The following is a 20973-nucleotide window of genomic DNA, read 5'->3' on the forward strand; positions in this document are numbered from 1 at the left end:
CCGTACCGCGTCCGCGCCGTACCGAAGAACATGCCCCCGAGGAGCTGTACGACATGAGCGTCGACACGCGACCCCAGCAGATCAGTCCAGTCGGCCGCGCCCGCCGTTCGTTCCGGGAATGGCGCTGGCAACGCCCCTTCTGGGGCGGTCTGTGGACCCTGCTGGCCGGATTCCCGATCATGTACATCCCCTACCAGACCATGACGCTGGGCGATCTGCACATCCGCATGGCCACCACGGCGGGCGCCGGCTCGCTGATCATAGGGGTGCTGCTGGTCGTCCTCGGCCTGACGCTCTGGTTCCAGCAGCAGTCGCGGATCTTCGCCGGGGTCGCGGCCATCCTGCTCGCGCTGGTCTCGCTCGTGGTCTCCAACTTCGGCGCGTTCCTCGTCGGCTTCCTGCTCGCTCTCATCGGCGGAGCCCTCGGCGTCTCCTGGGCGCCCGGCAGGCCGGCCGCCGCCGCGGCACGGCCGCAGCCGGAGCCGGCCGTCTCGCTCAGCAAGCACGATGACGGGGCGGCTGGGGCGGCCGGGGACGCCGGGGACGCCGGCGCAACGGACGGAGGTCACCGTGCCGACTGACGGGCCGCGCCACGCCGCGCCGAGAAAGCCGCTGCTCGCCCGGCTGCACATGCCGGCGGGCAAGGCCGTCGCCCTCGTGGCGATGCCGAGCGCCGTGCTCATGGGCATGGGGCTCACCCCGACGCTGGCCGCCGCCAAGCCCGCGCCCAAGAAGCTGTTCGACGGCGCCTGCGCCACGGCGCCGGACACGGTGGCGGAGAGCGGGAGCCCGGACGCGGGGAAGCCGGCCGACCCGAGCGGCAGGCCGAGCGAGAAGCCGAGCGGAAAGCCCGGCAGCGGCCCGAGCACGGCGCCGAGCGCGGGTGCCTCCGCGCCTGCCGAGAAGCAGAAGAAGCCCGAGAAGCCGGCGGCTCCTGAGAAGTCCGCTTCTCCGAAGCCCGCCGCACCGTCCGGCTCGCCGTCCCCGGCTCCCTCCCCTTCCCCCTCCGCGTCGAAGGCCGCCAACCCCCTCGACCCGCTGGGCCTCGGGGACAAGCTGCACGACATCCTGACCGGCGGCGGAAAGCCGGCTCCTCCGGCGGCTTCCCCCGGCCCGGCGTCCTCGGCGCCCGCGCCCAAGCCCTCGGCGGATCCCGGCAAGGCAGGGAAGGACCCGGCGGAGAAGCCCTCCGGGAAGGACGGGGACAAGGGCGCGGCCAAGGCCGGGGACGAGGGCAAGGACGCCCCGTCCGCGGGGCCGTCCACGTCGCCGAGCCCGGACCCCTCCGGCTCCACCTCGCCCTCGGCGGTGCCGGAAGCAGGGGACGGCTCGCTGCCGCCCTGCCCCAAAGGCACCGTCGTGGACGAGAACGAGCACCGCGCCTTCCCCAACCAGCCCTGGTACCTGGAGGCGAGCAAGCTCACCCTCACCGGGCTGACCTACGAGGGCGTAAAGAAGATCACCATGGTGAACGGGCAGAAGAAGGACGTCCTCAAGTTCACCGCCGACTCCCTGGCGATCAAGGACCTGCACCAGATCGTCAACAGCCAGGGCAAGCAGTACCACGTGGCGGGCATCGGCACCGAGTCCACCGTCACCGGCGGGAAGATCACCATGTACACCGAGGAGCTGAAGGGCAACCTCCTCGGGATCATCCCGGCGACCCACTCGCCGGGCATCCCGCCGCCGCTGATACCCGGGCTGAAGCTGCCGATCCCGGTCTTCTACACCAACGTCAAGATCCGTCAGGCCGGGCAGTTCGGCGGCACGCTGCACATCCCGAACCTGCACCAGTACATGACCGACGGCACGTACCCGTAGAGCCGGCACACGCAGACACGGCCGTGGCCGCCGCCCCCGCGAGGGGACGGCGGCCACGGCCGTCGGGGAAGCGGGGAACCTAGCGGCTCTCGCCGCCCAGGTGGTGCACCCGCACCATGTTCGTCGTGCCGGGGACGCCGGGCGGGGAACCCGCCGTGATGATCATGGTGTCGCCGTCGTTGTAGCGCTTGAGCTTCAGCAGCTCCGCGTCGACCAGGTCGACCATCGCGTCCGTGTTCTCCACGTGCGGGACGACGAACGTCTCGACGCCCCAGCTCAGCGTGAGCTGGTTGCAGGTGGAGGCGTCCGTGGTGAAGGCCAGGATCGGCTGCTTCGCGCGGTAGCGGGACAGGCGGCGGGCCGTGTCACCGGACTTGGTGAAGGCGACCAGCGACTTCGCATCGAGGAAGTCGGCGATCTCGCAGGCGGCGCGGGCGACCGAGCCGCCCTGGGTGCGCGGCTTCTTGCCCGGGACCAGCGGCTGCAGGCCCTTGGAGAGCAGCTCCTCCTCGGCCGCCTCGACGATGCGGGACATCGTCTTGACGGTCTCGATCGGGTACGCGCCGACGCTGGACTCGGCGGAGAGCATGACCGCGTCGGCGCCGTCGAGGATGGCGTTGGCGACGTCGGAGGCCTCGGCGCGGGTCGGCCGCGAGTTGGTGATCATCGATTCCATCATCTGGGTCGCGACGATCACCGGCTTGGCGTTGCGGCGGCACATCTCGATGAGGCGCTTCTGCACCATCGGGACCTTCTCCAGCGGGTACTCCACCGCCAGGTCGCCACGGGCCACCATCACGCCGTCGAACGCCATGACGACGTCCTGCATGTTGGCGACGGCCTGCGGCTTCTCGACCTTGGCGATGACCGGGACCCGGCGGCCGACCTCGTCCATGACGCGGTGGACGTCGAGGACGTCCTTGGCGTCGCGGACGAAGGACAGGGCGACCATGTCGCAGCCCATGGCGAGGGCGAACTTCAGGTCCTCGACGTCCTTCTCGGACAGCGCCGGGACGTTCACCGCCGCGCCGGGCAGGTTGATGCCCTTGTGGTCGGAGATGACGCCGCCCTCGATGACGATGGTCCGCACGCGCGGGCCCTCGACCTCGGTGACGCGCAGCTCGACGTTGCCGTCGTTGATCAGGACCTGGTCGCCCTTGGAGACGTCGCCGGGCAGGCCCTTGTAGGTCGTGCCGCAGATCGTCTTGTCGCCGGGGACGTCCTCGGTGGTGATGGTGAACTCGTCACCGCGCACCAGCTCCACCGGGCCGTCCGCGAAGGTCTCCAGACGGATCTTCGGGCCCTGCAGGTCGGCGAGGACGCCGACCGCCCGGCCGGTCTCCGCGGCGGCCTTGCGGAGACGGTGGTACCGCTCCTCGTGCTCCGCGTGGGTCCCGTGGCTCATGTTGAAGCGGGCCACGTTCATGCCGGCCTCGATCAGCGTCTTCAGCTGCTCGAAGGAGTCGACGGCGGGGCCCAGGGTGCAGACGATTTTGGAACGGCGCATGGGGCAGATCCTATCGGTTTGTTTCGGAGCGGAATATTCGAGCTGTGGGAACGACCTAGTAACGGCCGACGATCAAGCGCTGACCAGGTCGTACGTCTGGGTGGCGATCTCCAGCTCCTCGTCGGTGGGCACGACGGCGACCGCGACCCGGGCGTACTCGGGGGAGATCAGGCGCGGCTCGCCGGAGCGCACGGCGTTCAGGCCGGCGTCCACGGCCAGGCCGAGCTCCGCAAGGCCCGCCACGGCGGCCTCGCGGACCGGGGCCGCGTTCTCGCCGACGCCGGCGGTGAAGGCCACGGCGTCGACCTTGCCGAGGACGGCGTAGTAGGCGCCTATGTACTTCTTCAGCCGGTGCACGTAGATGTCGAACGCGAGCTTCGCCTGCTCGTCGCCCTCGTCGATGCGGCGGCGGATCTCGCGCATGTCGTTGTCGCCGCACAGGCCGATCAGGCCGCTCTTCTTGTTGAGCAGCGCGTCGATCTCGTCGGTGGACATCCCGGCGTTGCGGGACAGGTGGAGCAGGACCGCCGGGTCCAGGTCACCGGAGCGGGTGCCCATGACCAGCCCCTCCAGCGGGGTCAGGCCCATGGAGGTGTCGACGCACCGGCCGCGCTCGACCGCGGAGGCCGAGGCGCCGTTGCCCAGGTGCAGCACGATCACGTTGACCTCGGACGGGTCCTTGCCGAGCAGCTTCGCGGTCTCGCGCGAGACGTAGGCGTGCGAGGTGCCGTGGAAGCCGTAGCGGCGCACCATGTGGGCGTCGGCCGTGGCCGTGTCGATGGCGTAGCGGGCCGCGGCCTCCGGCATCGTGGTGTGGAAGGCGGTGTCGAAGACGGCGACCTGCGGCAGGTCGGGGCGGAGCGCCTGCGCGGTGCGGATGCCGGTGATGTTGGCCGGGTTGTGCAGCGGGGCGACCGGCACGAGCCGCTCGATCTCGGCGAGCACCTCGTCGGTGATCACGGTGGGGGCGGTGAACTTCTGGCCGCCGTGCACCACCCGGTGGCCGATCGCGGCGAGCTCCGGCGAGTCGAGGCCCAGCCCGTCCGCGGCCAGCTCCGCGGCGACCGCCTGCAGCGCGGCCTCGTGGTCGGCGATCGGCGCCTCCGTCTCGCGCTTGTCGCCGCCCGTGGCGAGCGGGGAGTGCACGAGGCGGGAGGTCTCCTCGCCGATGCGCTCGACCAGGCCCGCGGCCAGCCGGGCGCCGTCGGCCATGTCGAGCAGCTGGTACTTGACCGAGGAGGAGCCGGAGTTGAGGACGAGGACTCGGGTGGGGTTGGCAGTCATGAACGCTTTCCGGTGTGTGGGGGTCTCGACGTCGGGGGTGGGGGGCGGTGGGCCGGCCGTACGGGACCGGGCGGTGGTCCCGTACGGCCGTACGGGCGTCAGACGGCGGGCACGTCCGGCGCGGTTCCGTCGCGGCGCTCGCCCTGGGCCTGGATCGCGGAGATCGCGACCGTGGTCACGATGTCCTGCACCAGGGCGCCGCGGGAGAGGTCGTTGACGGGCTTGCGCAGGCCCTGCAGGACCGGGCCGACGGCCACGGCGCCGGCCGAGCGCTGGACGGCCTTGTAGGTGTTGTTGCCGGTGTTGAGGTCGGGGAAGATCAGCACGGTGGCCTTGCCCGCCACCTCCGAGCCGGGCAGCTTGGTCTTGGCGACCGCGGCGTCCACGGCGGCGTCGTACTGGATCGGGCCCTCGACCTTGAGGTCGGGGCGGCGCTCACGGACGATCTCGGTGGCCTTGCGGACCTTGTCGACGTCCGCGCCGGAGCCGGAGGTGCCGGTGGAGTACGACAGCATCGCGATCCGCGGCTCCACGCCGAACTGCGCGGCGGTCGTGGCGGACTGGATGGCGATGTCCGCGAGCTGCTCGGCGTTCGGGTCGGGGTTGACCGCGCAGTCGCCGTAGACCAGCACCCGGTCGGCCAGGCACATGAAGAAGACGGACGAGACGATCTGGGCGCCCGGCGCCGTCTTGATGATCTCGAAGGCGGGGCGGATGGTGGCGGCGGTGGAGTGCACCGCGCCGGACACCATGCCGTCGGCCAGGCCCTCCTGGACCATCAGCGTGCCGAAGTAGGAGACGTCGGTGACCACGTCGTGCGCGAGCTCGACGGTCATGCCCTTGTGGGCGCGGGCCTTGGCGTAGATCTCGGCGAAGCGCTCGCGCAGCGGGGAGGTCTGCGGGTCGATGATCTGCGCCGCGGCCAGGTCGATGCCCAGCTCGCCGGCGCGCTTGCGGATCGCGCCCTCCTCGCCGAGCAGCGTGAGGTCGCAGATGTCGCGGCGCAGCACCACGTCGGCGGCGCGCAGCACGCGCTCCTCGGTGCCCTCGGGCAGGACGATGCGGCGGCGGGCCGAGCGGGAGCGCTCGATCAGCTCGTGCTCGAACATCATCGGGGTGACGCGGCTGGAGCGGGCCACGGCGATGCGGTTGGTGAGCTCGGCGGTGTCGACGTGCCGCTCGAACAGGCCGAGGGCGGTCTCCGCCTTGCGCGGCGAGAACGCGTCCAGCTTGCCCTCGACCGCGAACAGCTCGGCCGCGGTCGGGAAGGAGCCGCCCGGCACCGAGACGACCGGGGTGCCCGGGGCCAGCCGGTCCGCGAGGGCCAGGATGTCCGGGCCCGGCTTCTCGTCCAGGGTCAGCAGCACGCCGGCTATCGGCGGGGCGCCGGCGCTGTGCGCGGCGAGGGCGCCGACGATCAGGTCCACGCGGTCGCCCGGGGTCACGACCAGGCAGCCCTCGGTCAGGGCGGGCAGGAAGGCCGGCAGCATGGCACCGCCGAAGACGAAGTCCTTGGCGTCGCGGGCGAGCCCGGCGTCGTCGCCGAGCAGCACCTCGGCGCCCAGCTTGCGGACGATCTGCGCCACGGTCGGCGCGGAGAGCCCGGCCTCCTCGGGGAGCGTGTAGCAGGGGACGGGAAGGCTCGCCGAGAGGCGCTCGCCGACGGCCTCGCGGTCGGCGGGGGCCACCCGGTTCACGACCAGGGCGACGACGTCGCAGCCCAGGGCCTCGTAGGCGCGGTAGGCGTTGCGGGCCTCGGCCCGTACGGACTCGGCCGTCTGGTCCTGACCGCCGACGACCGTGATCACCGAGGCGCCGAACTCGTTGGCGAGGCGGGCGTTGAGGGCCAGCTCGTCGGGGAGCGTCGAGCCGACGTAGTCGGTGCCGAGCACCAGCACGTACTCGTAATCGCGGGCGACCGCGTGGAAGCGCTCGACCAGCCGCGAGACCAGCTCGTCCGTGCCGCGCTCGGCCTGCAGCGCGGAGGCCTCGCCGTAGCTCATGCCGTACACCGACTCGGCGGACTGGCCGAGCCGGTAGCGGGACCGCAGCAGGTCGAAGAGGCGGTCGGGTCCGTCGCCGTGCACGAGCGGGCGGAAGACGCCCACCCGGTCCACCTGCCGGGTGAGGAGCTCCATGACTCCCAGCTCGATGACCTGGCGGCCGTCGCCCCGGTCGGTACCGGTCACGTACACGCTGCGCGTCACGCGTGCTCTCCTTGCTCCATCGCCGTGTTCTTCGGTGTGCTCCGGCGTGTTCCACGCCGTGTTCTACGCCTTAAAAATTACCCGTTATGGTGGGCTTGACCTCTTGACAATACCTGCGCCCCTGGATAAGGCGCGCGTCAGCAGGCGGGAGCGCACCGCAGGGGCGGAGGTCGGGGCCCGGCGCCACCCAGGGGTGTGCCGGTACCCATCGGGCCGTGAAACAATCGGCCCGGCTCACATGTACCATCCCCTTACCCTCGGTAGGGGGGACCCCAGAGCAGGAGACACAGCACGCGATGCGCATCGGAGTTCTCACCGCAGGCGGCGACTGCCCCGGCCTGAACGCTGTCATCCGCTCGGTGGTGCACCGCGCGGTCGTCGGCCACGGCGACGAGGTCATCGGCTTCGAAGACGGCTTCAAGGGCCTGCTCGACGGCCGGCACCGCAAGCTCGACCTGGAGGCGGTCAGCGGCATCCTGGCCCGCGGCGGCACCATCCTCGGCTCCTCCCGCCTGGAGCGCGCCCGCCTCCGCGAGGCCTGCGAGAGCTCCAAGGAGCTCGCCCGCGAGTACGGCATCGACGTGCTCATCCCGATCGGCGGCGAGGGCACGCTGACCGCGGCCCGGATGCTGTCGGACGCGGGCCTGCCCGTCGTCGGCGTCCCCAAGACCATCGACAACGACATCTCCTCCACGGACCGCACCTTCGGCTTCGACACCGCCGTCGGCGTCGCGACGGAGGCCATCGACCGGCTGAAGACCACCGCCGAGTCCCACCAGCGGGTGATGGTCGTCGAGGTCATGGGCCGGCACGCCGGCTGGATCGCCCTGGAGTCCGGCATGGCCGGCGGCGCCCACGGCATCTGCCTCCCCGAGCGCTCCTTCGAGGTCGACGACCTCGTGAAGATGGTCGAGGAGCGCTTCGCCCGCGGCAAGAAGTTCGCCGTCATCTGCGTCGCCGAGGGCGCCCACCCCGCCGAGGGGTCGATGGAGTACGCCAAGGGCGCCATAGACCAGTTCGGCCACGAGCGCTTCGCCGGCATCGGCACCAAGCTCGCCACCGAGCTGGAGCGGCGCCTGGGCAAGGAGGCCCGCCCGGTCATCCTCGGCCACGTCCAGCGCGGCGGCACGCCCACCGCGTACGACCGCGTCCTCGCCACCCGCTTCGGCTGGCACGCGGTCGAGGCCGCCCACCGCGGCGACTTCGGCAAGATGACCGCGCTGAAGGGCACGGACATCAAGATGGTGCCGATCGCCGACGCGGTCACGGAGCTCAAGCGGGTGCCGGAGAGCCGGATGGACGAGGCGGAGTCGGTCTTCTAGGCCCTGGCTTTTCTCTTACGAGGCTTACGAGGCCCCCGCCGACTGTGGTCGGCGGGGGCCTCGCCGTGTCCGCCGGGGTGGCTGGTGCCGCGCCGGGCGGGGCGCGTGGCTGCCGGAGCCGGCATGGCGGCACCACCGGTCTGCGGCTTCGCCCGGTGAAGGCCTCACGGGCACTCCCTCACGGGCACTCCCTCACGCGCTTTTCCGCAGCAGCTCCACGATGCCCGTGACGTCCTCGTGGCCGTGGCCCCCGGCCACCCGGCGGGCCATCAGCGACTGCAGCGGGGCGATCAGCTCCGGGCTGAGGCCCTGGTCCTCCGCGGCCTGCAGGAGGTTGCCGAAGGCGGCGGACTGCATCGCCAGGTTGGACACCACGCCGTCCGCGTACTCGCGGGACCCGATCTGCCGGGCGTAGTGCGGGATGCCCGCCGCCATCGCCCCGATCCAGGCGCTCAGCATCGGCGCGAACTCCTCCGCCGGCACCTCCTCCGTGCCCACCAGCGCCAGCGCGTGGAAGACGCCCGCGAACATCCCGTACATCGCGCTCAGCAACGCGATGTCGAGCAGCGCCGCCAGCCCCGGGTCGGCGCCGGCGAAGTGCGCCGCGCCCAGGCGCTCCAGCACCGGCCGGTGCGCGTCGAACGCCTCCCTCGGCCCGCTGTAGAGGACGAACGCCTGCTCCGTGCCGATGCCCGGGGGCACGGCCATGATGCCGCCGTCCAGATACGTGATCCCGTGCCCGGCCGCCCACGCGGCCGTCTCGCGGGCCTGCGCCGGCGTGCCGTTGGTGAGGTTGACCAGGGTGCGGCCCTTCAGCCGGCCGGCCACGGGGGCCAGGACCTCGCGCACGGAGGCGTGGTCGAGCAGGCACACGACCACCAGCTCGCTCGCCTCCACCGCCTCCGCGACGCCGCCGGCACGCACCGCGCCGAGGGGGATCAGGGCGTCGGCCCGGGAGGGGGTGCGGTTCCATACGGTGGTCCGGTGGCCGGCGGTCAGGAACGCGGTGGCCAGTGCCGAGCCCATGGCACCCAGACCGAGAACGGCGACGGGGGAGGGGGTGCTGTTCATACGTGCTCCAGATGTGCAGTGATCGTCTTCTCGGGTCCGGCGCGCCCTGATCAGACTGCGGGACGGACGCCGGCGCCTCAAGAACGCACAAAAAAGTGGCTACTTACCCGGAGGTGAGTGCCCCCGTTGCGCACCGAGGACGGCTGATCGTCCGGCTCGCGCATCCGCGCGGCCGCCGCGGCCCGGACACTGTTGTCCGCCGCCGGCGTACCCCCGAAACTTTTGGGCCACATTGCAGACCCGGGCCTGCTGAAAACGGAACCTGCCCCCGGGCCGTGACCCCAGGGGCGTGAGCTGTGCGGCGCGCAACTCCCGTGGTGCACATGGTGGTTGCTGTCGACGCCAATAATGGCTGGCCGATTCGCCCCTGCAGGGGTCGACGCGTCACGCGTGGTCTCCCTAGCTTGCTGGTGGCCGGATCGCACCGTGAGGGTCCGGCAACGGAAGTTCACGGCAGTCACCTCAAGGGGGACCATGCGTAAGGTGAATGCACGTCGGTACGCCGTCACCTCGGCGGCCCTCGGCCTCGCGGCCGGGCTGTTCGCGGCGGCGCCGGCGTCCGCAATGGCAGCAACGCCCACGGCCCAGCGCTCGTCCGGAGACGTGGAGTTCTCCGTCTTCGACAACGGATCCGGAATTCCGAGAGATTCGTCGTTCCGGCTGGCCGACCTCGGCCGGCACGGGATACCGGATTCCGCAGTGAATCAGCTCGGCGCCGGGAAGGCGCCCCGTACCGCCGGGACGGAGAGCGCGACGCTCAGCGGCCCCGACGACCTGGTGGGGCAGTGGAAGGACCGTGACGGCTGGACCGTCTACATGCGGCGCGGGTACTACGACCCCGTCAGGGACAAGGGCTTCGGGCTCACCAAGATAGAGCAGAAGCACAACCTCACCATGAAGGCCGTACAGGCCACCACGCAGTACCCGCGCCCGGGAGCCGCGGGGAAACAGAGGTTCGCCGGGTATCCGGACACCTGGAACTACTTCACCGATGTGCTGCACGTGAAGTGCAGCGGCTGGTGGATCTTCAGGACCTGCCGCGTCGACAAGGTCCAGGCCGTCCGTGCGGGAGTAGACTTCAGCGTCAAAATCCCGCAGCTGCCCAAGGGCGTCATCACCGCCTACTGCGAGGGCGTTCAGGGGCGTTGCCCCGACTGGGTCAAGAACGCCATCAACATCTGATCCGCCCGCGCCAGGAGGGTCCACTCGATGAGCCGACATCCGGTCCGGCCGTCCCGCACACTGCCTGCGGCCGAGTGGTGGGCGCCGTTGCTCGTCGATCTGGGTGCCGTTCAGTGCGGGAGTGCCGAACTGGGCCTGTGCGTCCGGAATGCTGACCTCACCTCCGGCCGCGCGCGGGTGACCGTGCAATGGCCCGGCATCCCCGCCACGACTCTCCTGCCCGACCCCGAGGCCGGCCGCGACGCGCTCCTGCGGTTGATCGCCGCGGCCGGCCCCGCTCGGCTCGCCGACGACGAGCCGGTGGACTCCACGTCCTCACCGCTCACCAGCCACGGCTGGCTGCTCGACGAACTCGGGCGGCGAAGCGACGCCTGGTACGCGTATCTCGCCGAACCGGTCGAGCTGCTCCGGGTGGAGACCGACGGCCGCCGGACCACGGACGTCGCCGTGGGGCGCACCTCGCGCGGCGACGTGGTGGAGGTCCGTGTCCCCCTGGCCGGGCTGGGGGCCGGTGGCATGGACGTCGGTCTCACCTACACCATCGTCGAGCGCGCCGTGACCGTCGCGGCGCACGGCCTCCGGCCGGCCGGCTCGGTGCAGGGCCGGCCCGCCTTCGTCACCGGCCTTCCGGGCGAGGACCTCGAAACCTGACCCGGCCCGCCAGGGGCGGGACGGGTGCGGGTTCCGCCCCACGGCGGAGGCGGCCCGGCGCGCTACTGCGCCCCGATCGACTCCAGCATGTTGAGCTTCGCCGCCCGGCGGGCCGGCCAGACCGCGGCCAGCACGCCGACCGCCAGGGCCAGCAGCAGGAAGACCCCGATCCGTGCCCACGGCACGACCATCTCGTACTGCGGGAAGGCCGACCGCAGCAGGTGGCCCCCGGACCAGGCGACGAAGATGCCGGTGCCGACGCCCAGCACCGCGCCGAACATCGCGATCATCACAGACTCCAGCCGGACCATCAGCTTGACCTCGCGGCGGGCCAGGCCGATCGCGCGCAGCATCCCGATCTCGCGGGTCCGCTCGAATACGGACATGGCGAGCGTGTTGACGACGCCGAGGACCGCGATGACGACGGCCATGCCGAGCAGGCCGTAGGCGAGGTTGAGGATCGGGTCGATGTTCCCGGACTCGGCGCGGCGCAGGTCCTCCGGGGACTCCACCTTGATGAGCGGGTTGCCGCCGAACGCGTCCTTGATCTTCTCGCGGAGGCCGGCGGCCTCGCCGCGCTCCGCCTTCACCAGCACCGAGTCGTCGCGCACCTTCTCCATGTGCGGATCGACGAGGGCGGGCGCGGTGAGGACGTCGCCGAGCACGTCGTTGTCGGCGTGGACGGCCACGACCTTCGGCGCGGCCCGCTTGCCGTCGTAGAACTCCATGGGCAGCGTGGAGCCGGCCTTCAGGCCCCGCTTCTTCGCGTACGACTCGGACACGGCGACGGCCCCGGTGCCGCGCACGTCGGCGAGCGAGCCGGAAGTGACGCGCAGGTAGGTCACCTTGGTGATCGACGACAGGTCGGTGGCGACGGCCAGGGACGGCTGCCCGTCCGACTGGAAGCCGGACGTCCGCAGCGGGACGGCCGCGGCGATGCCGGGCCGGCCGGCGAGCTTCTTGCCGACCTCCGGCGCGAGGCCCAGGTAGCTGGCGGACTTGACCTGGTAGTCGGCGGTCAGGTCCTGCTTGCCCATCCGGCCCACGCCCTCGTTCGCCGAGACCGCGCCCACCGTCAGGCCGGTGATCAGCGTCAGGCCGATCATCAGCGCGGACGCCGTGGCGGCCGTACGGCGCGGGTTGCGCAGGGCGTTCTCCTTGGCGAGCTTGCCGCTGACGCCGGAGACGCGGGCGGCGAGCTTGCCGAAGAGCCGGACGAACGGCCGCGAGAGCAGCGGGGCCAGGACGATGACGCCCGTGAGCGTGAGGGCCGAGCCCGCCATGGCATAGGTCAGGCCGCTGCGGTCGCGGAACGTGGTCGTGTAGAGCAGGGCGGCCACGCCCAGCGCCGTGAGCACGCCGCCGATGGAGTTGCGGACGACCAGGCTGCGCGGCGCCGGAGGCGCTTCCCCGGAGGACAGCGCCTCGACCGGGGCGATCCGCGCGGCCTTGCGGGAGGGCAACCAGGCGGCGAGCACGGTCACGACGACGCCGACCGCGAGGGCGCTCAGCACGGCCGGAGCCTTGATCACGAGCGGCCCGTCGGGCAGGTTCGCCCCGTTGGCGTTGAGGAACTCCGGCAGGAGGACGGCGACCCCGAGACCCAGCCCCAGGCCCAGCGCCGAGGCGATCAGCCCCAGCAGCCCGGCCTCGACGAGCACCGAGCGCACCACCTGGCGGCGGGAGGCGCCCACGGCCCGCAGCAGCGCGATCTCACGGGTGCGCTGGGCGATGAGCATGGTGAAGGTGTTGGCGATGATGAAGACGCCGACGAAGAGGGAGATGCCGGCGAAGACCAGGAAGGTGGTGCGGATCGACCGGGTCTGCTCGTCGATCATCTCGGACTGGTCGGCCGCCAGCTTGGCGCCGCTCTGCGCCTCGAAGCTCTCCGGCAGGGCCTTGCGGACCTCCGCGGTCAGCTTGTCCTTGTCGGTGCCGGGCGTCGCGGACACCACGAGCTCGCTGAACTCGCCCGGCTTGCCGAAGAGCTTCTGCGCCGTCGCGGTGTCGAAGACGGCGAGGCTGCCGCCGGCGCTCACGCGCGGGTTGTCCGTCCGGACGACGCCGACGAGCTTCTTCTTCAGGACGGGGCCGTCGACGGCCATGCGGACGGTGCCGCCGATCTTCGTGCCGGTCTTCTCCGCCGTGCTCTCGTCGAGCGCGATCTCGCCCTCGGCGGCGGGCGCACGGCCCTTGACCAGCGGGTAGCGGCTGTCCTTGCCGTCCTTGCCGGGCGCGTAGTTGACGCCGGCGCTGCCCCACTCGCCGCCGGTGGGGTTGTTGTGCCTGTCGGCGATCATGGCGACGCCCTCGACGGAGGGGCGCACGGTGGCCACGCCGGGCAGGGCGCGCACGGTCTCGACGGCGCGGTCGTCGAGTTTCCTCTGCTCCGCGGGGTCGGTGCTGGGGCGGCCGCCCGCGGTCACGGAGACGGCGACGTCGTCCAGGCTCCGGGACATCTTGTTGCGGAAGGCGCTGCCGACGGAGTCGCTGAAGATCAGGGTGCCGGAGACGAAGGCGGTGCCGAGGAGGACCGCGAGGGCGGTCATCATCAGCCTGGTTTTATGCGCGAGGAGGTTGCGCAGAGCGGTACGGAACATGGTGGTGGCGTCAGTCCTGGAGGTCGTCGTGTCCGGCGGTCGTCAGCTCGTAGGGCCGTGGCTGTCAGCTCGTGGGGGCCGGGCGTCGGCTCGTGGGGCCGCGTGGCGTGAGCTCGCGGGGGCGTGGCGTCAGCCCGTACGGCCCTCGGGCCTTGCCGTCAGCTCGTACGGCCCTTGGCGTCGAACGCGGGGGTCCGGGGGTTCCCCCCGGGAAGGAGGCGCATGCGGTCGAGGACCGCGTCGGCGGTCGGCTCGCGCATCTCGTCGACGATCCGGCCGTCGGCGAGGAACACGACGCGGTCCGCGTAGGAGGCGGCGACGGGGTCGTGCGTGACCATGACGATCGTCTGCTGCAGGGCCTGGACGGACTCGCGCAGGAAGCCCAGGAGTTCGGCGCCGGAGCGGGAGTCGAGGTTGCCGGTCGGCTCGTCCGCGAAGATGATCTCGGGCTTGGCGGTGAGCGCGCGGGCCACGGCCACGCGCTGCTGCTGGCCGCCCGAGAGCTGGCTCGGCCGGTGCGAGAGACGGCCGGAGAGGCCCACCGTGTTCACCACCATGTCCAGCCACTCCTGGTCCGGCTTGCGGCCCGCGATGTCCATGGGGAGGGTGATGTTCTCCAGCGCGGTCAGGGTCGGCAGGAGGTTGAACGCCTGGAAGACGAAGCCGATCTTGTCCCGGCGGAGCCGCGTGAGGTTCTTGTCGTTCAGCGTGCCCAGCTCGGTGTCACCGATCCGGGTCGAGCCGGAGGAGATCGTGTCCAGCCCCGCCATGCAGTGCATCAGCGTGGACTTGCCGGAGCCGGAGGGCCCCATGATCGCGGTGAACTCGGCGCGGCGGAACTCCACGGAGACCGCGTCCAGCGCCGTCACGCGGGTGTCGCCCTGCCCGTAGACCTTGCTCAGGCCGGTGGCGCGGGCGGCGACGGCGATGCCGCCGCGCGGGCCGGCGGGAGCGCCGGGGGTCGTGGGAAAGGCAGCCGCGTAGGACACGGGTCTCCTCCGGGAGGTAGCGGGAAGGGGCGTCCGGCCCTCGCTCCGCGCCGGGAACACCCGGGGACGCAATGGCCGGAATCAACTCCTCCAATTCTCGGCGCGCGGCCTGCGCCGAGCGTCAGCCGTACGGCCGGAAAGTCCGTACACCCGGAGGGCCGTCGAGAGGGAGTCCGCGTAGTCCCTGAGACGGACACCGTCCGTCTCAGGGCCCACACGTCCCTCTCGGGACTACGAGCGCAGGGTGCGGGACGGCGGGCGCCCGTAGCGCTGCTGGTAGTACCCGGCGAAGCGGCCGAGGTTGTTGAAACCCCAGCGGTAGGCGACTTCGGCCACGGTGACGTCGCCGTCCCCGCGGGCCGTCGCCAGCTCCTGGTGCGCCCGGCCCAGCCGGACCTCCCGCAGGTAGCCCAGCGGCGTGGTGTCCACGTGCCGGCGGAACGCCTCCTGCAGCGCGCGCGGGCTCACCCGGGCAGCAGCGGCGAGGTCGGCCAGCGTCAGCGGCTGGTCCGCGCGCTCCTCGGCCAGCGCCATCGCCCGCCGCACGGCGGGGTGCGCGACCTCGCCCGGCCGCTGCGCGTCCACGCCCCGGGTGACCAGCTCGTGGGTCTGCATGAGGATCGCCGCCGTCGACTGCGTCAGGTGCCCGGCCACGAGGGGGCTGCTGCGGGCCACGCCCTCGCCGAGCACCTCCCGGTGCACCGCGGCCGAGATCCCGGCCCAGCTACGGGCAGCAGCAGCGGAGACGGTCCCGTTGAGCGAGAAGCGGGCCCGTAACGGCTCCTCAAGGCCGAGTGCGTCGGCCGCCGCCTGCTCCACGGTCTCCCGGTCGAGCCGGAGCGTCGTCATACGGGCGCCGGGCGACCAGTGCACCTGGAAGGAGCGGTACGGGTCGAGCACGTACGTCTGCCCCGGCCCGACGACCCGCTCCTCCCGCCCGGGCGACATCACCCGCACCCGGCCCCGTACCAGCTGGCACACCAGCAGGTACGAGTCGAGGGGCTGCGGCGCGACGAGCGTCTCCGCCCCGTACTGCAGCCCCGACACCGTGATCCCCGGAAAGCCGCCCTCCGCGTACCACGCGGAGAACTCCTTGGGGTCGCCGAGCACGCTGAGTTGATAGGGGCTGTAGGCAGAGCTGATGATCTCCCTGGTCTCGTCGAGATCATTGCTGAGGACGAGCGTGCGCATGTTGCCGGGGGCCTCGGGGCCCACCCGTGGTTCGGTCATCAGGCTTCCCTCGGATGTCCGCGTATCGGGGACAGGAGCCGCGTTCGGCGAGTAGCCGGTGGATGGCCCCGTTAGTACCGTTGCCCCTGTCCGCAGTCAAGGCGAGGGCCGGTCCCCACAGCTGTTTCGGGACAGGACCCCGCCGGGGGGAGAGCGGGTAAGGCCCTGGGTTCACGGGGGACATCCAGGGCCGGTCCCGTCGCGGGGGCGCCCCGCCGTCTCGCGGACGGACGGCGGGGTCTTCGCGTGTGCCGTTTGGCCTACGGGCCGGGTGCCGGCCGCGCGCCGGGTGCGCCGAGCCGGGGGCAGCCCCAGTCCCATGCCGGGCCGGGCGCCCTGCCGGGCGTCGGCATCCTCAGCGTCGCGTAGTCCGTGTGGCGCTCTGTGCCGCACCGGTGGCACCGCTCGACACCTCGGGAGCGGCTCCAGCCCGCGGGGTGAGTGCACCGCCGGGGGATGAGGCGGCCGGCCGCCGTACGGGTCGCCGCGGCGGCATCGCGCAAGAGCGTGGTCACGAGTGCACCACCTGCTGATGCCGCACGAACTCGGCGTTCAAGGCCTGGGCCTCCGTGATGCGGCCCAGCCGCACGGCACCGTGGAAGCGGACCCGCAGTTGGGCACAGCGGAGGCACCACTGCGACAGCTCATCGTGCTGCCCCGCCTCGGCTTCCGGGGCGGCATTCTGAGGGGCGTCGGCGAGCTGTGCTTGAGCACACTCTTGGCTGCTGGTCATGTTCTGCTCCTCGGTTCCATCAGTACGTGGGATGAGGGAACCGCTCTCGCAGCGGGGTCTCCAGCGTTCATGCACACTGCGCATGCGGGTATGCGATCAGCGGGTACGCAGGCTCGTTTGCCCGTCATCCGGCACCTACTGTGAGAGGAACGGGCGGAAATGAGCTGGTCCGACAGCGCCTTACGGGCGGCCGCGGCGCAGGGCGATTACGGGCGGGTGATCCGGCTCGTGCGCGAGTCGGTTCGTATGACTCAGGGGCAGCTCGGCGTTGCCTGCGGTCTGTCCCAGTCCGCGGTCTCCCGCATGGAGCAGCGCGGCGCAGGCGAGTACCACATGACCACCCTTGCCCGGATCTCTCATCATCTCGGCATCCCGCCCCAGTTGGTTGGACTCGCCGAGAAGGGGACAGTGCCGGGCAGGTACAAAGACGGAAGCGAAGAAGTGGAGCGGCGCGAATTCTTAGCCGGCGTTGCTGCAGTCGCAGCAGCGCCAGTGATCGGCGCAGATTCGGCCCCACGCGCAGAGTGGGACGGGGGACAAGCGGCCGTACTCCGGATGGCGACGACCGCGTACCGGCGGATGGACGCGACTGTACCGGCGCGGCAACTTGCCGATACCGTAGCGGGTCACATGCGCCTTGTTCAGACAGTGGCCAATCAGACGAACGATCAGTCTGTGCGTACCCGCTTGGCGGCTGTAGGGAGCGAGGTGGCAAGCCTCGCCGGCTGGTTGAGCTGGGACATGGCCGATCAAGGATCAGCGCGCACCTGGTACGGCGCGGCGATCAAGGCAGCCCGGCGCGCCGCGGAACCGCTGTTGATCTCCTACCAGCAAGGAAGTCTCGCCCAGTTCGAGGTCGAGTACGGCAACTGTGCTCAGGGGCTTTCCCTGATTCGATCAGCAAGACGTCAGCTCGGAGACGCATGCCCGCCCATTGCTGCTGCTTGGCTTTCCTCCCTTGAAGCGGTTGCGCACGCGACAGCTGGTGACGAGCGGGCTGCGGATCGCGCGCTCTCGGCAAGCGGTGTTGAAGCAGCCCGGTTGGCTACGACGGATGCACCACCCTGGCCTTGGGTCTTCTCCTTCGACGAGAGGAAAGTGGCTGCGGCTCGAGTGACCTGCGGTGCTCGGCTGGGACGCCCCCGGTGGGTGCTCTCCTCGTTGTCCGACGCGACGGCTGCTTTGTCGTCCTGTCATGAGAAGCAGCGCGCGCTGCTGATGCTGGACGTGGCAAGCGGCCACTTGGCTTCTGGCCAACTGGAAGCGGCTTTCGCTCTCGCTTCGCAGGCGCTGCGGACCGGTTTGCGACTACGCTCCGGGCGTGTGGCTGAGCGGGCCCGCGCCTTCCGGCGAAACTACTCGTCTGCGACGCCGCCAGCCGTCGTCCGCGAGTTCGATGGACTGCTACGTGACGCTTACCTGTGAGCGAGGGGAACCATGCGGATCGGGATCACTGGACACAGGGGTTTGCCCGACCACGTCGAAGGGCGCGTACGGCTGGCGCTCGCCGAGGCCGTGAAGGGCTGCAGGCCCAGTGACCTCGTCGGGGTGAGCTGCATCGCCGACGGCCCTGACGCCTGGTTCGCCCAGACCGTGCTCGACCACGGTGGCCGGCTCGAAGTCGTCGTGCCTGCGGAGGCGTACCGGGACGGCCTGCCCGACTGGCACCACGAGGTCTACGACCACCTTTTCCACCGGGCCTCCGATATTCACCGCACCGGCCTTGCCGAGTCCGATGCGCAGGCGCACATGGTGGGCAGTGAACTGCTCGTAGGCCTGGTCGATGAGGTGTTCGCCGTGTGGGACGGCCAGCCCGCACGTGGGTACGGGGGCACCGCTGACGTCGTCGCGTATGCCCGGCGTACGGGCGTGCCGGTGCGGGTTCTCTGGCCGGAGGGCGCGACCAGGGGCTGATGAGGCCGCCCCTCAGTTGGGGTAGCGGACGGGGACTGCCCGGCCGTCCGCGAGAATGTCGATTCCGCCGGAATACTCAAGCCGGGAATCGCTTGGTTTTCCGCCCTCCTCCGACACCCCCGCACGGGCCTGGACGCGGTGCGCTCCCTTGATGGTCTCGATGCACTTCGTCAGTTGGCTGGACCAGGTCTGCCCCGGATCGATCACGACATGGTCCTGAAGGAACGGCGGCGAACAGTCATGTTCCTGTTCGGTCATCCGGTACCTGGCCAACGCGGCAACAGCCACTTGGCGGTTGCTGGTGTTGCGCACTTTGACGCCGAACAGTGCCTTACCGGAGTAGCTCTTCGCGTAGGTGCAGGCCTGGAATTCGATGCCCGTCATCCCGGGCACTGGCGTCCAGAGGTCCTTGACGGCGCATACCGTGCCGTCCGGCCAGGACTCGTCGCTCCACGACTTCTGGCGCACTGCGGTACGGGGCTGGGGAGCCGCCTCCTCCTTCAGATTCGGGTCAGGGCGGCCCGGGGCCTCGATCACGCTCGGCGCAACCCCGGATTCAGGCCGTTCCGGCGCGGAAGAGGCCACGCTGTCCGCCGACGCCTTGGGGGACGCAGCCGGTACAGGCGGCGCGGAATGCGCGGGCGCCCCCGCGGCGGCACGCGTGGAGCCCCCGGCCGCGCTCGTCCGGGCCGGCGATGACGGCAGCAGAGCCAGAGTGATCGCCGTGGCCGCGGCCGTGACGACCGCGGCGGCCGAGAGAAGGACCGGCCGTTTCGCGAACCGCCCTTTGCCGCGCTGTTCGGCCGTCTCCTGTTCGCCGGATTCCTGCGCCGGTCCGCCGGGCGGATAGACATTGATGTCGCCGCTCTGCGTGATGTATTGAACCCCGCTCTCGCGAGCGGTGTTGTCTTGCGCACCAGGAGGTTTGTCGCTCATCCCGGCCCTCAGTTACCACTCCGGCCGTGGCCGACATTGATGTCGCCGCCTTGGGTGATGTACTGGATCGCGCCCGCCTGCGCGGTGTTGTTCTGCACCCACGATTGCTGCGCCGCAGGCAACTCCGCCCGTACGCGTTCGATCAGTTCGCGGAGCTCGTGCGCTGCCTCGGGATTTTCTTCGAGGAGGATTTCCAGCCGGCCCGTCCAGCGGTTCTGCAGCTTGTCACGCAGTTGCTGCCGGGTGCCGTCGGCGGCCTGTTCGAGCTCGGCGGCGGTGCGGTCGAGCCGCTCGGCCGCGTACCGCTCCTGGTGGTCGTCCCCGCGGCCGAGCAGGCGTGCGACGCCCGCCCGTGCCGTGTGCCAGGCGTCCGTCGCCGCCGCCCCCACCACCGCGGAGCCGCCCGCGGCCGCCAGACTCTCCAGCGCTTCCGATAACACCGGTACCTCCCTGCTGCCTGACCAACACATTCCCAGGGAACAACTCCCGTCGAATGGTGAGGTAACGGCCCGCCGCGGGAATCCGGCGGTCAGCCCTTGACGGCTGCACCGAGGGCGAAGCCGCCGCCGAGGCGGCGGGCGATCAGGGCGTACATCAGGACCACCGGCGTCGAATACAGGATCGAGAACGCCGCGAGCTGCCCGTACGCCACCTGCCCGAAGTTGCCGAAGAACGTGAAGATGCTGACGGACGCCGGGAGCCGCTCGGGGGAGAGCAGCAGCATGAAGGGGACGAAGAAGTTGCCCCACGACAGGGCGAAGCAGTAGATCGCGACGACCCCGACGCCCGGCCCCATCAGCGGCAGGATCACCCGCACCAGCGCCTGCATCCGGCTCGCGCCGTCCGTCCAGGCCGCCTCCTCCAGTACGGCCGGGATGTCGTCCATGAAGTTCTTCATGAGCCAGATGGCAAAGGGGAGTTGGGCGGCGGCCATGAAGAGGGCCGTGCCGTACAGGGTGTCGACGAGCTCGACGCGTACGAAGAGCCCGTAGACCGGCACCATGACGGCCGTCACGGGCAGGCAGGTCGTGAACAGCACCCCCAGCAGATACGGCCGGTTCAGCCGGGACCGGAACCGCGACAGCGGGTACGCCGCGAACGCCGCGCACACGATCGTCACGGCCGTCGCGCCCCCGCAGAGCAGCAGGCTGTTGAGCATGGGCGTGAAGGTGATCTCGTCCGTCAGCACCGCGGAGAAGTTCTCCGTCGTCGCCCTCTCAGGTACCTGCACGGCGAGCCCCGCCCCCTCGTCCACGGACGCGAGCAGCAGCCAGACGAGCGGCACGGCGAAGGCCGCGAGGACGGCGAGCAGCGCGGCGTCGGCGGCCAGCCGCCGGCGGGTGCGGCGGGCGAGGAGCGGGCGCATGGCACCTCCGGGCGGGGCGGGGGAGTGCTGGGTTGCGCAGCGAGCGGGCAGGGAAACGGGCCCCTCATTTCGTGAATTCCCGCCCGGGCCCCATCGGACCCCTGTCGATCCCTGAAAGCCGGGATTTTCCCGGTTACGCGGTAGGGACCGTTCCGGGACG

19 protein-coding genes are annotated in these 20973 nt (G+C 71.1%); 7 read left to right on the forward strand and 12 right to left on the reverse strand.

Going from position 1 to position 20973, the window contains the following annotated elements; genetic code table 11:
- Positions 1-53: 53 nt before the first annotated feature.
- On the forward strand, positions 54-581 hold the full coding sequence (locus IF61_RS36590) for a DUF6114 domain-containing protein (RefSeq protein ID WP_078660382.1): 528 nt from the start codon (positions 54-56) through the stop codon (positions 579-581).
- A complete protein-coding gene (locus IF61_RS0121145; RefSeq protein WP_052392888.1) occupies positions 571-1821 on the forward strand; it encodes a hypothetical protein in 1251 nt (416 codons plus the stop codon). Before IF61_RS36590 ends, IF61_RS0121145 begins: the two co-directional genes overlap by 11 nt.
- A gap of 79 nt (positions 1822-1900) precedes the next feature.
- On the opposite strand, the gene pyk is transcribed toward IF61_RS0121145, so the two are convergent.
- The 3 genes from pyk to pta all read right to left on the reverse strand — a co-directional run bounded on the left by pyk (position 1901) and on the right by pta (position 6819).
- Entirely contained in the window at positions 1901-3328 is a 1428-nt protein-coding gene (gene pyk, locus IF61_RS0121150; protein WP_030368046.1) for a pyruvate kinase, read from the reverse strand.
- A 72-nt stretch (positions 3329-3400) separates the two neighbouring features.
- Positions 3401-4612, reverse strand: a complete 1212-nt coding sequence (locus IF61_RS0121155) for an acetate kinase (protein ID WP_030368047.1) — start codon at positions 4610-4612, stop codon at positions 3401-3403.
- Between the two features lie 98 nt (positions 4613-4710).
- The gene (pta, locus tag IF61_RS0121160) at positions 4711-6819 is read right to left on the reverse strand and encodes a phosphate acetyltransferase (protein ID WP_030368048.1); all 2109 of its coding nucleotides are present in this window, start codon (positions 6817-6819) and stop codon (positions 4711-4713) included.
- 296 nt (positions 6820-7115) lie between these two features.
- Between pta and IF61_RS0121165 the strand changes: the two genes are divergently transcribed.
- Positions 7116-8141 (forward strand): ATP-dependent 6-phosphofructokinase, encoded by a 1026-nt coding sequence (locus tag IF61_RS0121165; RefSeq protein ID WP_030368049.1) that lies wholly within the window; start codon positions 7116-7118, stop codon positions 8139-8141.
- A 192-nt stretch (positions 8142-8333) separates the two neighbouring features.
- On the opposite strand, the gene IF61_RS0121170 is transcribed toward IF61_RS0121165, so the two are convergent.
- Entirely contained in the window at positions 8334-9212 is an 879-nt protein-coding gene (locus tag IF61_RS0121170) for an NAD(P)-dependent oxidoreductase (protein ID WP_030368050.1), read from the reverse strand.
- A 483-nt stretch (positions 9213-9695) separates the two neighbouring features.
- Between IF61_RS0121170 and IF61_RS0121175 the strand changes: the two genes are divergently transcribed.
- Positions 9696-10394: a hypothetical protein gene (locus IF61_RS0121175; RefSeq protein ID WP_157848642.1), complete on the forward strand. Its 699-nt coding sequence runs from the start codon at positions 9696-9698 to the stop codon at positions 10392-10394.
- 27 nt (positions 10395-10421) lie between these two features.
- The gene (locus tag IF61_RS0121180; RefSeq protein WP_157848643.1) at positions 10422-11045 is read left to right on the forward strand and encodes a hypothetical protein; all 624 of its coding nucleotides are present in this window, start codon (positions 10422-10424) and stop codon (positions 11043-11045) included.
- A gap of 62 nt (positions 11046-11107) precedes the next feature.
- On the opposite strand, the gene IF61_RS0121185 is transcribed toward IF61_RS0121180, so the two are convergent.
- The 5 genes from IF61_RS0121185 to IF61_RS0121200 all read right to left on the reverse strand — a co-directional run bounded on the left by IF61_RS0121185 (position 11108) and on the right by IF61_RS0121200 (position 16597).
- Positions 11108-13645: an ABC transporter permease gene (locus tag IF61_RS0121185; protein ID WP_030368053.1), complete on the reverse strand. Its 2538-nt coding sequence runs from the start codon at positions 13643-13645 to the stop codon at positions 11108-11110.
- A 158-nt stretch (positions 13646-13803) separates the two neighbouring features.
- Positions 13804-14634 (reverse strand): ABC transporter ATP-binding protein, encoded by an 831-nt coding sequence (locus tag IF61_RS0121190; RefSeq protein WP_030368054.1) that lies wholly within the window; start codon positions 14632-14634, stop codon positions 13804-13806.
- Between the two features lie 231 nt (positions 14635-14865).
- On the reverse strand, positions 14866-15864 hold the full coding sequence (locus IF61_RS0121195) for an AraC family transcriptional regulator (RefSeq protein ID WP_052392889.1): 999 nt from the start codon (positions 15862-15864) through the stop codon (positions 14866-14868).
- Positions 15865-16124: 260 nt separating this feature from the next.
- The gene (locus tag IF61_RS37750; RefSeq protein ID WP_397945250.1) at positions 16125-16379 is read right to left on the reverse strand and encodes a DUF6255 family natural product biosynthesis protein; all 255 of its coding nucleotides are present in this window, start codon (positions 16377-16379) and stop codon (positions 16125-16127) included.
- Positions 16376-16597 (reverse strand): hypothetical protein, encoded by a 222-nt coding sequence (locus IF61_RS0121200; protein WP_030368056.1) that lies wholly within the window; start codon positions 16595-16597, stop codon positions 16376-16378. Before IF61_RS0121200 ends, IF61_RS37750 begins: the two co-directional genes overlap by 4 nt.
- A 159-nt stretch (positions 16598-16756) precedes the next feature.
- Between IF61_RS0121200 and IF61_RS34405 the strand changes: the two genes are divergently transcribed.
- A complete protein-coding gene (locus tag IF61_RS34405) occupies positions 16757-18022 on the forward strand; it encodes a helix-turn-helix domain-containing protein (protein ID WP_078660383.1) in 1266 nt (421 codons plus the stop codon).
- Between the two features lie 12 nt (positions 18023-18034).
- Positions 18035-18511: a hypothetical protein gene (locus tag IF61_RS0121205; protein WP_030368057.1), complete on the forward strand. Its 477-nt coding sequence runs from the start codon at positions 18035-18037 to the stop codon at positions 18509-18511.
- Between the two features lie 12 nt (positions 18512-18523).
- Here IF61_RS0121205 and IF61_RS35950 read toward each other — a convergent pair whose 3' ends face one another.
- The 3 genes from IF61_RS35950 to IF61_RS0121220 form a co-directional block, all read right to left on the reverse strand.
- A complete protein-coding gene (locus IF61_RS35950; protein ID WP_157848644.1) occupies positions 18524-19447 on the reverse strand; it encodes a hypothetical protein in 924 nt (307 codons plus the stop codon).
- Between the two features lie 8 nt (positions 19448-19455).
- Entirely contained in the window at positions 19456-19887 is a 432-nt protein-coding gene (locus IF61_RS0121215) for a hypothetical protein (RefSeq protein WP_052392890.1), read from the reverse strand.
- An 89-nt stretch (positions 19888-19976) separates the two neighbouring features.
- Positions 19977-20813: a carbohydrate ABC transporter permease gene (locus tag IF61_RS0121220; RefSeq protein ID WP_030368060.1), complete on the reverse strand. Its 837-nt coding sequence runs from the start codon at positions 20811-20813 to the stop codon at positions 19977-19979.
- Positions 20814-20973: the final 160 nt, after the last annotated feature.

Origin of the sequence: Streptomyces roseoverticillatus (assembly GCF_000719265.1) — a bacterium.
Classification (GTDB): Bacteria; Actinomycetota; Actinomycetes; order Streptomycetales; family Streptomycetaceae; genus Streptomyces; species Streptomyces roseoverticillatus.